Annotated in this window: 4 protein-coding genes; all 4 read right to left on the bottom strand. The window is 73.4% G+C overall.

The annotated features are described in order from the left end of the window. Positions 1-44: 44 nt before the first annotated feature. The 4 genes from ACZ5C2_RS32025 to ACZ5C2_RS32010 all read right to left on the bottom strand — a co-directional run bounded on the left by ACZ5C2_RS32025 (position 45) and on the right by ACZ5C2_RS32010 (position 12,796). The gene (locus tag ACZ5C2_RS32025) at positions 45-1,064 is read right to left on the bottom strand and encodes an NADP-dependent oxidoreductase (protein WP_468799217.1); all 1,020 of its coding nucleotides are present in this window, start codon (positions 1,062-1,064) and stop codon (positions 45-47) included. After that, complete coding sequence (locus ACZ5C2_RS32020; protein WP_468799215.1) at positions 1,061-3,382, bottom strand: beta-glucosidase; 2,322 nt, start codon at positions 3,380-3,382, stop codon at positions 1,061-1,063. The genes ACZ5C2_RS32025 and ACZ5C2_RS32020 overlap by 4 nt, the downstream gene beginning before the upstream one ends. Positions 3,383-3,424: 42 nt before the next feature. After that, a complete protein-coding gene (locus ACZ5C2_RS32015) occupies positions 3,425-3,829 on the bottom strand; it encodes a nuclear transport factor 2 family protein (RefSeq protein ID WP_468799213.1) in 405 nt (134 codons plus the stop codon). 81 nt (positions 3,830-3,910) lie between these two features. Then, entirely contained in the window at positions 3,911-12,796 is an 8,886-nt protein-coding gene (locus ACZ5C2_RS32010; protein WP_468799211.1) for an SDR family NAD(P)-dependent oxidoreductase, read from the bottom strand. Positions 12,797-12,808: the final 12 nt, after the last annotated feature.

Here is a 12,808-nt window from a genome sequence, read left to right as displayed (position 1 = left end):
CAGGGCCTGTGGGCGCGCCGGGGAACACCGGCGCGCCCGGTCGTTCACCCGGGCGCCAGCTCCACCAGGACCTTGCCGGTGTTCCCGCCGTTCATCATGTGCAGGAACGCGGCCGGTGCCGATTCCAGGCCGGTGAAGACCTCCTGCGGGCAGGTGATCCGGCCCGCGCGGATCAGCGACGCCAGACGGGAGTAGATCTGTTCGGCGCGGTGCTCGTGCTCGACGGCGATGAATCCCTCCATGCGGATCCGCTTGGCGATGAGGAGGGAATGGTTTCGCGGCCCGGGCGCGCTGTCGGCCAGCCTCTCGTCCAGGACCGCCCCGCACACGGCGATCCGGCCGTGCGGCGCCATCCGGCCGATCGCGGCCTCCAGCTGGGCGCCTCCGACGTTGTCGAAGTAGACGTCGATCGGACCGTCCGCGGCCTCCGCCAAGCGCTCGACCACGTTGCCGTCGCGGTAGTTGAACGCGGCGTCGAAGCCCAGCTCCTCCACCAGGTGGCGCACCTTCGCGTCCGTTCCGGCGCTGCCGATCACGCGGCGGGCCCCGTGCAGCCGAGCGAGCTGCCCGACTGTGGACCCGACCGCCCCCGCGGCGGTGGAGACGAAGACGCTCTCTCCGGGCGTGAACCCGGCGATGGTGAACAGACCCACGTGGGCGGTGAGCCCCGGCAGGCCCAGCACCCCGAGGTGAGTGCCCGGCGGCACCGTGGCGGCGTCCACACGTCGCGCCTGGTCGGCTCGCACAGTGGTGTATTCGCGCCAGCCCAGTTTGTGGAAGACGAAGTCCCCCGGCGACAACCGGTCGTCGCACGACTCGACGACCTCACCGACCGCACCGCCCTCCAGCGCCCTGCCCACCTGGAACGGCGGCGGATGGGACCTCCCCTCGTACATCCGGCCCCGCATGTAGGGGTCCACGCTCATCACCACGTTGCGCACCAGGATCTCGCCCGTCGCCGGCGGGATGACCGGGGCCTGGGCGAGCTCGAAGTTCCTCTCGGTGGGCCAGCCCTGCGGCCGGGACGCGAGGCGGACCTCGCGTGCGTGGACGGGCCGGCTCATCGCTCGGGCTCCTCGACGCGGACGACGGCGGTCAGGGGCAGATCGCCGGCGGAGGTGCCGACCATCACGCGTCGCTCGCCGGTACCGAGCGTCCAGGCCCCCGTGGCGGGGTCGAAGCCGCTCAGCGCACGGCGGTCGGCCTCGATCCGCACCCGGGTCCTCGCGCCCGGTTCGAGGCGCGCCTTCACGTAACCCACCAGTGCCCTCTCGGCCTGGGGGAAGGAGACGTCGGAGCTGGGCCCGACGTAGACCTGCACGACCTCGCTGCCCGCGCGGTCCCCGGTGTTGCGCACGTCGACCTCGACGGACACCGTGTCGCCCAGAGCGCGGACCGCGGCGTTCTCCAGCACGAAGGTCGTGTAGGAGAGGCCGTGCCCGAACGGGAACAGCGGTGCCACCTCGTGGTGGTCGTGCCAGCGGTATCCGACGAAGATCCCCTCGGAGTAGTGCTGTACGTCCTCGACGCCGGGATAGCGCTGTTCGTCCCCGGCCACGGCCGTCTCGTCCGCGCTCCGCACGAAGGTCTGCGTGAGTCTTCCGCCTGGTTCGGCCTCGCCGAAGAGGACGTCGGCGCACGCCTCCGCCCCCTGCTCGCCGGGGTACCACATGGCCAGCACGGCGGCGGTCCGGTCCAGCCACGGCAGGAGAACCGACGACCCGGTGTTCAGCACCACCACCGTGTTCGGGTTCGCCTCGGTGACCGCCTCGATCAGCTCGTCCTGGGGACCGGGGAGGGACAGCTCCGGCCGGTCGTAGCACTCCGCGATGTAGTCGTGGACGAACACGATCGCGGCGTCGGTGGACCGGGCCGCTTCGGCCGCGTCGGCGATCATCCGCCGGGCGTGGCTCGGGGTGGTCCAGGTGAACTCCAGCTGGACGGGCGTCCTGGGGTGCGGAAGCGCGCTCAGGACGAGTTCGTGCTCGCCCACCCCGAGGTCGAGGCTCAGCGTCGTGGAGTCGCCGAAGGACTTCCCGGAGAAGTGCGGCGGCCTCCCGTCCACCTCCATCGCGGCCCATCCCCCGATCGCGGTGAGCGTGAGGTGGTGGATACCGGGTTCGTCGACCCGCAGCGTGCCCTCGTACACGGGCTGGGGAGAGCCCTTCCCCGAGGGCAGCTCGCCGCGGCGGAAGGGAGGCGTCAGCGCCCCCTCGGGCGGTACGCCCACCGGTTGGTATCCGGGCGCGTACACGACCCGGCTCGCGGGGCCGATCGTCCGGCGGATCGCCTCGAGTGGCGAGGTGGGCCGCGCGGGCACCTTCACACTCCCCTCGGGCGCGTACCTGGGATCCAGCGCGGTGGCACCGATGACGGCGTAGCTGCTGGGTGCCGCGGCATCGAAGGGGAGCAGCGCGCGGGGGTTGTGCAGAAGGACCGCGCCCTCCCGCGCCACCTTCCGCGCGACACGGGCGCCGGCCTCGAGGTCCAGGGCGGGGCGCTGCGGGGCTTCCGCGTCCAGCAGCCCGAATCGTTCGAACTGGCCCAGCATGCGGCAGACCGCTTCGTCCAGGGCGCTCTCCGGTATCTCCCCCGACACGATCGCCGCTCGCAGCGTCGCGCCGAAGTGATCGGTGTCGGGCATCTCCTGGTCCAGCCCTTGGGCGAGGTAGTCGGCGGCGTGCGTGGCGTCCCAGTCCGAGACCACCCAGCCCTCGAAACCCCATTCACCCTTGAGGAGTTCCTGGAGCAGCCAGGGGTTTCCGCCGCTGAACGCCCCGTTGACGCTGTTCGACGCGGCTACCACCGAGCCGGCGCCGGCCCGCACGGCCGCTTCGAAGGCCGGCAGTTCGATCTCGCGCAGCGCCTGGTCACCGATCCGCACGTCGACCTTCATCCGGTTCAGCTCCTGGTTGTTGCACACCAGGTGTTTGACGGAGGCGATCAGGCCGGCGTTCTGGATGCCCTCGACCAGGGAGCTGCCGATCCGGGAGCTGACCAACGGGTCCTCGCTGAGCAACTCGGCGTTCCGGCCCCCGTTCGGCACCCGGATGATGTTGACCATCGGGCCGAGCACGACGTCGTGCCCGAGGGCACGCCCCTGGGTTCCGACGACGGCGCCGTACTCATGGGCGAGGTCCTCGTCGAAGCCGGAGGCCAGCGCGACCGGGGCCGGCAGGGCGGTGGCCCGCTGCGGCGCCCTGATGCCCGCAGGGCCGTCGGTGACCAGTACGTCGGGCACACCGAGCCGCGGCACACCGGCGATGCGCCCGGTGTTGGCGGGCACGTCCGGGTGCGGGGTGTACCTGACGAAGCCGAGCTTCTCGTCCAGTGTCATCTCCGAGACGAGTCCTGCGACCCTCGGGGACGGCGTGAATGTCACGACTGTTTCCATTCCTCGGAATTTCGGTGGTTTCGGCGGAACTCAGCCCTGGCTCTTCTTCCTGCCGAGTTCACGCAACTTCGTCGCCACCCGGTAATCCAGATAGGTGCAGTCGCTCACGATCCGCCCCTCTTCGTTCAGTGTGAGCACGGCGCAGAACCTGGACGGTTCCTCCTCGCCGCCTTCGGGGTTGAACGTCAGTCCGTCCACCACCACGACGTCGCCGTCCGCTATCAGCCGGGAGACCTCCAGCCGCCGACCGGGCGTCTCCTTGTCGATCCGCTTCTCGGTCTCGTACAGCCGGTCCCTCCCCTGGAAGGAGAAAAGGCCGGGGCTTTCGATCCGGACGTCCTCCGCGTAGAAGTTGAGCACGAAGTCCGCACCCTCGGAGTTGTAGCTCCTGATCCAGTCCTCGACGATCGAGCGATTGCGTTCGGTACGGCTCATTTTCCGCTCCACAGGGTTTGTGACGGCCTGGCTGACAGCTCAGCAGGACATCGGGGGGGAAGGAGGTATTGCTCTTCCGGATCACCGGGCGGCCTCGGACTCCCGCAGCCACCGGTCGACCGCGTCGGCGGTCGTGCCGGCCTGGTCCTCCAGCATGGTGAAGTGGTCCCCGGCGCCGTCCAGCGCGCGGTGCGGCAGCGGCCAGGACGGCCCTGGACCGCCTCCGAGCGACCGCTCGGCGCGCACCAGGAGGGTGGGTGTGGCGCTCGGCGCGGGAGTCCAGCCGTGGAAGATCCCGAAGTAGCCGCCCATCGCCGTGAGCCGGACGTCGGTCGCCCACCCGAACTCCTGGTTCCGGTCGACCATCGCGTCGGTCATCTCGGTGCGGAAGGCCGGGTCGGCCGCCTGGTCGGGCAGGTAGGTGTCCAGCAGGACCAGGGCGTCCGCCGGTGTGCCGACCTGTTCCAGCCGTACGGCGACCTCGTGGGCCAGCCAGCCGCCCGAGGAGTAGCCCATGACCGCGAAGCGGGCGCCGCCCGCGGTCCGTGCCACCGCCTCCGCGGCCCACTCGACCACGGCCTCGGCGCTGTCCGGCAGTGCGTCGCCCTCCTGGTATCCCGGCAGGGACAGCACGGACAGCGCACGCCTGCCGCGCAGCGCGGCGCCGAGGCGCGCGTACTGGTGCGGGCTGGACATGGCTGTGAGGGAGGGCACGGCTATCAGCGCCGTCCCGTCGAGGTCGTCCCCACCCTGGGCGAGGCGCACGGGCGCCGCCGCCTCCGGGCGTGCGCCCGGCGTGAAGCACGGGCGGAGGCGGGCTGCGGCGACCAGCAGTCCGGTCGCCTCCTCCACCTTGCCGTCCGCGCAGGCCTGCCGGTAGAGGGCGGTGACGGGCCCTTCGGCCACCGGAGCCGCAACGGGTTTCTCCCGCTCCCGGAGCAGCCCGGCCAGATGCTCCGCGAGCCGCGCGGCCGTCGGATGGTCGAAGATCGCCGTGGCGGTGAGAGGCAGGCCCGTCGCCGTGGCCAGCCGGTTGCGCAGTCGCACCGAGGTCAGCGAGTCGAACCCGAGTTCCAGGAACTTGTGGTCCGGGTCGACCTGATCGCCCGAGGCGTGCCCCAGAACCGCCGCGGCATGGGCCCGGACGAGGTCCAGCGGGTCGGCGAGGCCGCCGTCGTGCGCCTGCTCGGCGGGCGCGACCGGGCGTTCCGCGGGCACCAGATGCCGCAGCGGGTGGGGCACTCCTTCGTCCCGTGCCCGGGCCCGCAGGCTCCGCAGGTCGAAACGCACCGGGGCGAGAAGGGGATCCGGCCGGCTGCGGGCCGCGTCGAAGAGAGCGAGCGCCTCCTCCGTGTCCAGCGGCAGGACGCCGCCGCGCGACAGGGCCGCGAGGTCCTGCTCGTCGAGCGCACCGGTCATGCCGCTCCGCTCGGCCCACAGACCCCAGGCCAGCGACAGGCCGGGCAGGCCGGCGGAGCGCCGCCGCGCGGCGAGCGCGTCGAGGTAGGCGTTGGCCGCCGCGTACGCGGCCTGCCCCGGTGCGCCGAGGAGTCCGGAGGCGGAGGAGAACATCACGAAGGCGGTGAGCCGCTGGTCGTTCGTCAGTTCGTGCAGGTTCCGGGCCCCTTCGATCTTGGGCCGCAGAACCGCGTCGAGACGTTCCGGAGTCAGCGACTGGACCACACCGTCGTCGAGCACGCCTGCCGCGTGCACGACACCGCGCAACGGGGCGGTGTCGGGCACGCCGGCGAGCAGCGCGGCGAGTTCCTCCCGGTCCGCCACGTCGCAGGCGGCCACCCGGACCGACTCGGCTCCCAGCTCGGTGAGTTCAGCGGTCAGCCGCTCCGCGCGGGCGGACGGCGCACCGCCGCGGCCCACGAGCAGGAGGTGCCGCACCCGGTGCCCGGAGACCAGATGCCGGGCCACGGCCTGGCCCAGGACGCCGAGGCCGCCGGTGATCAGGACGGTGCCGTCCGGTCCGAACTCCCCGCCGGGCAAGGACGGAGGATTCCCGTCCGCACGCGCCGCGATCGCCGGGGCCGCCAGGACAAGGCGCGGCGCGAGGACGGCTCCGGAACGGACGGCGAGCTGCGCCTCGTCGAGCGAGGCCAGTGCGGCGACCGTCTTCGCTGTGTCCGTCTCCGACCGCTGGTCCGCGGCAAGGTCCACCAGCCGGAACCTTCCGGGGTGCTCGGCCTGCGCGGAGCGCACCAGCCCCCAGACAGCGGCCGCGGCCGGGTCCGGCGACTCGTCCGGCCGTACGGCCATGGCCCCACGGGTCACGAAGACGGTCGTGGGCCCGCCGGGCTCGGCGGCGGTCTCCCGGACGACACCGAGCACCGCGTGCAGGGCGGCAGGCGCGCCGTCGCCCGCGTCGACCTCCACGATCCGGACGGGCGCGGGGCGGGCGCCCGAGCCGCCGGGCGCGGGGACCTTTCGCCAGTCGACGCGGTACAGGGCGTCGCCACCCACCGGCCGGGCGGCGGCGAGCGGGCGCAGCAGCAGGGAACCGACGGTGGCCACGAGCGCGCCGGTCTCGTCGCGAGCGGTCAGGGACACCGAGTCGGTACCCGCCGGGGTGATCGCCACCCGCAGGACGGAGGCGCCCGTCCGGTGCACGGCGACCTCGCTCCAGGAGAACGGCAGCCGCACGCCGGCGGGTTCGAGGAAGGCGCCGAGCCCGATCGCGTGCAGGGCGGAGTCCAGCAGCGCCGGGTGCACCGAGAAGCGGCCGGACTCCTGCCGCCCCCCGCCCGGGCGGACCTCGGCGAGGATCTCGTCGCCGCGACGCCACGCTGCGGACAGACCGCGGAACGCGGGGCCGTAGTCCAACCCGGCCGCGGCCAGTTCGTCGTAGAACCCGTCAATGGCGAGTTCCTCGGCGTCCCGGGGCGGCCAGCTCTCCGGCGCGGCGGTGGCGGCGGGCGGGGCGGCGGACAGTGTGCCCGAGGCGTGTCGGGTCCAGGGGGCACCGGGCAGGCCGTCGGGGCAGGCGTGGATCGCGAGGGTGCGCGCGCCGGCGGGGTCCTCGGCGCCCACCAGCACCTGGATCCTTACCCCCGCGTCCTGCGGCAGGACCAGAGGGCCCTCCAAGGTCAGGTCCGCGACATGGGGGGCGCCGAGGTGCCGGCCGGCCTCCAGGGCGAGTTCCAGCAGCACGGTGCCCGGGAGCAACGGTTCGCCCGCCACGGAGTGGTCGGCGAGCCACGCCTGGTTCCGCAGGGACAGGCGCCCGGTGAAGACCGTGGTCTCCTCGTCCGCGAGGGTGAGGCCGGCGGAGAGCAGCGGATGGCCGAGCGCGTCGGCGCCGATGGCGCTCACATCACCGCCGGCGGTGGGCGTCAGCCAGTAGCGCTCGCGCTGGAAGGCGTAGGTGGGCAGCCCGGTGTGCCGGGCTTCGGGGAACACCGTGGGCCAGTCGACGGCCACGCCCAGGGTGAAGGCCTCCGCGAGCGCGGTCGTCATGCGGTCGGGTCCTCCGTCGCCACGCCGCAGTGTGCCGAGCGCCGGGGGCGCCAGGTCGGCGAGGAGGACCGGATGGGGACTCACCTCGATGAGCACGTGGCCGCGCGCGGCGAGGAGGTCAACCGCCTCGGCGAAGCGCACGGTCTGCCGCAGGTTGCGGTACCAGTAGCCGCCGTCGAGTTCGGTGCCCTCGAGCCACTGCCCCGTCGTGGTCGACAGGAACGGCACGGTGACGGGGCGCGGCGCGAGAGCGGTGAGGGAGCGGGCGAGTTCCTCCTCGATGTCCTCCACGTGTACGGAGTGCGAGGCGTAGTCCACCTTGACGCGGCGGGCTCCCTCGACTCGGGACACCAGTTCCCCGAGCGGACCGGCGTCGCCGGACACCACCACCGACCGGGGTCCGTTCACCGCGGCGAGCGACAGGCCCTCGGTGAGCAGCGCCTCGGCTTCGTCCGGGGCGACCGGCAGGGCGGCCATCCCGCCCCTGCCGGACAGGGCTCTCAGGGCCTGGGAACGCAGGGCCACGAGCCGGGCGCCGTCCTCGGTGCTCAGTGCCCCGGCGACGCAGGCCGCGGCGATCTCGCCCTGTGAGTGTCCCACCACGGCGGCCGGTTCCACTCCCGCCGCACGCCAGGTCGCGGCCAGCGCGACCATCACCGCCCAGAGCGCCGGCTGCACGACATCGACGCGTGCCAGCGCCTCCTCGTCCCCGAGCACGTCGTCGAGGTTCCAGTCCGCATAGGGCGCCAGTGCCTGGCCGCACTCGGCCAGCCGGGCGGCGAACACCGGGTTGTCGGCCGCGAGCCGGGTCGCCATACCGGCCCATTGCGAGCCCTGACCGGGGAAGACGAAGACCGGTCCGGCACTGCCCTGGGCGGTGCCCTCGACGAGGGTGCCGGCCGGTTCGCCGGCCGCCAGCGCCCGCAGGCCGGCGAGCAACTCCTCGCGGTCGGCGGCGACCACGGCGGCGCGGTGCGGGAAGGCGGTGCGGGCCGTGAGCGAGAGACCGACGTCCGCCGGGTCGAGGCCGGGGGCCGCGGTGACGTGCTCGGCCAGCGCTCGTGCCTGGGCGCGCAGCGCGGCCCGCGTCCTCGCGGAGAGCACCCACGGTGTCGTCCCCCGCTCCGCGACGGGCGTCGCGGGGACGTGGCGGGGCGCGGGCGCGTCCGGCGCCTGCTCGACCAGGACGTGGGCGTTGGTTCCGCTGATGCCGAAGGAGGACACGGCCGCCCGCCGCGGGCGGGCGGTCTCCGGCCAGGGACGGCCTTCGGTGAGCAGCGACACCGCTCCGGACTCCCATTCCACGTGGGGTGTCGGCCGGTCGACGTGGAGCGTCTTCGGCAGGGCGCCGGCACGGATCGCCATGACCATCTTGATCAGGCCGCCGATGCCCGAGGCCGCCTGGGTGTGCCCGATGTTGGATTTCAGCGAGCCCAGCCACAGCGGCCGGTCGGCGGGCCGGTCCTGACCGTAGGTGGCCAGCAGGGCCTGCGCCTCGATGGGGTCGCCCAGCCTGGTGCCGGTGCCGTGCGCCTCCACGGCGTCGATCTCGTCGGCACCCAGCCCCGCCTGTGCCAGAGCCTGCCGGATGACACGTTGCTGGCTCGGGCCGTTGGGCGCGGTCAGCCCGTTGGAGGCGCCGTCCTGGTTCACGGCGGAACCGCGGATCACGGCGAGCACCTGGTGTCCGTTGCGCCGGGCGTCGGAGAGCCGTTCGAGCAGGACGAGTCCCACCCCCTCGCCCCAGCCGGTTCCGTCCGCGGAGGCGGCGAAGGACTTGCAGCGCCCGTCGGCGGCGAGGCCGCCCTGGAGCGAGAACTCGACGAACGTGGAGGGGGTGGCCATCACCGTGACGCCTCCGGCCAGCGCCAGCGAGCACTCCCCCTGCCGCAGCGCCTGCGCGGCCAGGTGGAGCGACACGAGGGAGGAGGAGCAGGCGGTGTCGACCGTGATGGCCGGGCCTTCCAGTCCGAGCGCGTAGGAGACGCGTCCGGAGAGCACACTGCCCGCGTTGCCGGTGCTGAGGTAGCCGTCCACGCCCTCGGGTGCCTCGCCGAGGCCGGCGGCGTAGTCGTGGTACATGACGCCGGCGAAGACTCCCGTGTCGGTGCCCCGCACGGAGGCGGGGTCGATGCCGGCACGCTCGAACGCCTGCCAGGCGGTTTCCAGCAACAGCCGCTGCTGGGGGTCCATGGCGAGTGCCTCGTGCGGTGAGATGCCGAAGAACCCGGCGTCGAACTCGGCAGCGTCGTAAAGGAATCCGCCCTCGCCGACGGAGGAGCGGCCGGTCCTGTCAGGGCCTCCGAGGAGGCCGTCGAGGTCCCAGCCTCGGTCCTGCGGGAAGCCGGAGATGCCGTCCCGGCCCTCCGCGACGAGGTTCCACAGGTCCTCCGGGGAACGCACACCGCCCGGATAGCGGCAGGCCATGCCGACGACCGCCACCGGGTCGCCGTCATCAAGGACCGCCCGCGCCGGCGGTGGAGTCGCCGCCGCGGAGGCCTCCCGGTCCAGCAGTTCCTCGCCCAGGTGGCCGAGGAGCGCCGCGGGCGTGGGATGGTCGAAGACCAGGGTGGTGGGCAGACGGAGTCCGGTGTCGGCGGTCAGCCTGTTGCGCAGCTCGACGGCTATGAGGGAGTCGAAGCCGAGTTCCGTGAAGGCCCGGTCCAGAGCCACGGTCTCGCCTGTGGGGTGCCCGAGCACGGCCGCGATGTGGGTGCGCAGCAGGTCGGCGAGCTGGTGCTCGGTCCAGTCGGCGTCCTGACGGCGGACGCTCTGCGCGGTGGCCGCCGAGCGCCGGGCCGGGCCACGCAGCAGTCCGCGCAGGAGGGGCGGTACGGGTGTGTCCGCGGGGGCGGCGGGACGCAGGTCGAGTTCGGTGGGCACCAACAGCGGCTCGTGCAGGCCCAGGGCGAGGTCGAACAGGGCGAGGCCGTCCTCGGACCGGAGGGCGGTGAGGCCCGATCCGGTGATGCGGTCGCGGTCGCCGTCACGGAGCCGCCCTCCCATGCCGTCGGCCTCGTCCCACAGCCCCCAGGCCAGCGACACCGCGGGCAGGCCGAGGGCGTGCCGGTGCTGGGCAAGGGCGTCGAGGGCGGCGTTTCCGGCCGCGTAGTTGCCCTGTCCGGGTGCGCCGAAGACACCGGAGGCGGAGGAGAAGAGGACGAACGAGTCGAGGTCGTGGTCCCGTGTGAGGTCGTGCAGGTTCCAGGCGGCGTCGGCCTTGGGCCGGAGGACGGCGTCGATCCGTTCCGGCGTCAGGGAGGCGATCACTCCGTCGTCCAGGACACCGGCGGCGTGCACCACGGCGGTGAGCGGCCGGTCGTCGGGGATCGCGGCGACGAGGCGCGCGAGGGCCGCCCGGTCGCTCACGTCGCAGGACTCGATGTGGGCGGTGCCGCCCAGGGCCGCGATGTCGGCGGCGAGTGCACCGGCTCCCTCTGCGGTGGCGCCGCGGCGGCCGGCCAGGAGCACGTGCCGCACGCCGTGCGTACCCACCAGGTGGCGGGCGAGCAGAGCGCCGAGGCCACCGGTGCCGCCGGTGATCAGTACGGTTCCGTCGGGGTTCCACGTGTGGGGGGCGGCTGCGGAACCAGCTCTGGCCAGGCGGGCTGCGTAGGGGCGGCCGGCACGGACGGCGAGTTGCGGCTCGTCGGAGAGCACGGCGGTGGCGAGCACGGCCTCGGACTCCGGCGTGCCGTCGAGGTCGACGAGCTGGAGGACGCCCGGATGTTCGGCCTGTGCGGAACGTGCCAGTCCCCAGGCCGCGGCCTGGCCGGGGTGGGGAACGGGCTCACCCAGGCGTGCTGCCAGCGCGCCGTACGTGACGAGGACCAGCCGTGAGTCCGTGAACCGTCCCTCACCCGTCCAGAGCTGGAGCAGGGCGAGGGCACGGTGCGCGGCCCCCGTGGCGCCGGGCCCGGCGTTCCCGGGTTCGGGGAAGATCGCGTACACGGTCCCGGGCACCTCGGTGAGGGCGGTCAGTTCCTCGGCCGAGGTCACCGTGGCAGACGAGGTGGTCGCGCCCTCGGGCACCGGGAGCGGCACCCAGTCGATCCGGAACATCGCCTCATGACGGAGGTTCCCGCCCGGGGGCCGGGCGACCGGACGCAGGACGAGCCTGTCGACCGTGGCGACGGGCGCGCCGGCGGGGTCGAAGACCTCCAGCGCGACCGCGTCGGTGCCGGCCGGGGTGAGACGTACCCGCAGGGCGGCGGCCCCCGAGGCCTGGAGACTCACACCCGACCAGGAGAAGGGCACACTCGGCCGGTTGTCGGTGACGAAGGGTCCCAGGCCGACCGCGTGCAGGGCGGCGTCCAGCAGTGCCGGGTGCAGCCCGAACCGGCCGGCGGTCGCCACCTGGTCGGCGGGCAGTCCGACTTCGGCGTACACCTCGTCCGCGCGGCGCCAGACGGCGCGCAGTCCCTGGAAGACCGGGCCGTAACCGAAGCCGGATGCGGCGAGGTGCGCGTAGAGGCCGTCGACCGGGACGGCCTCGGCATCCGCGGGCGGCCACGCGACGGGGGTGGTCCGGGGCGCCGACGCGGGGCTGAGGCGTCCTGTGGCGTGGCGGGTCCAGGGCGCGTCGTCCCGGCGGGAATGGAGGCTGAGCGGTCGTCCGCCGTCCGGCCCCGGGCTGCCGACGGCCACCTGAAGCTGCACCTCGCCCCGCTCCGGAAGGACCAGAGGCGTCTCGATGACGAGTTCCTCGATGTACGTGCAGCCGACCTCGTCCCCCGCGCGGACGGCCATTTCCACGAAGGCCGTCCCGGGCACCATCACCGTGTCCTCGACCTTGTGGTCGGCCAGCCAGGGGTGGGTGCGCACGGACAACCGGCCCGTGAACAGGATCTGGTCGTCGTCGGCCACCGTCACCAGCGCGCCGAGCAGCGGGTGTGCCGCACCGCGCAGTCCCACGGCCGTCACGTCACCCGAGCGGGCGGTGTCCGGCCAGTGGCGCTGCCGGGCGAAGGGGTACGGGGGCAGGTCCACCCGGCGGCCCGGCAGCAGGGCACTCCAGTCCGGCCGGACGCCCTGGACGAAGAGTTCGGCGAGGGCGCTCAGCACAACATCCGCCTCGGGGCGGTCGGGGCGCAGGAGGGTGATGAACCGCGGTGCGGCTCCCTCCTGGGTGAGGCCGTCGAGGCTGTCCTGGGCCATGGCGGTGAGGACACCACCCGGCCCGAGCTCGACGTACCGCGACACACCCTCCGCGGCCAGCACCCCCACACCCGCATGGAACAACACCGGCTCCCGCACCTGCCGCACCCAATACCCCGGATCCGACAACACCCCCACACCCGCACGCTCACCCGTCACCGTCGACACCACAGGAACCACCGGCTCCGACAACACCAACTCCCCCACAACAGCCGCAAACTCCTCCAACATCGGCTCCATCAACGGCGAATGAAAAGCATGACCAACCACCAAACGCCGCACCCGATGACCCGCCGCACGAGCCCGCCCCTCAACCCCCTCAACAGCCCCCACCTCACCCGACACCACAACCGACCG

It is taken from the genome of Streptomyces sp. NPDC031365, from assembly GCF_055569765.1.
Note: the sequence above shows the minus strand (reverse complement) of the source record. Positions and strands in the feature narration are given on the sequence as shown.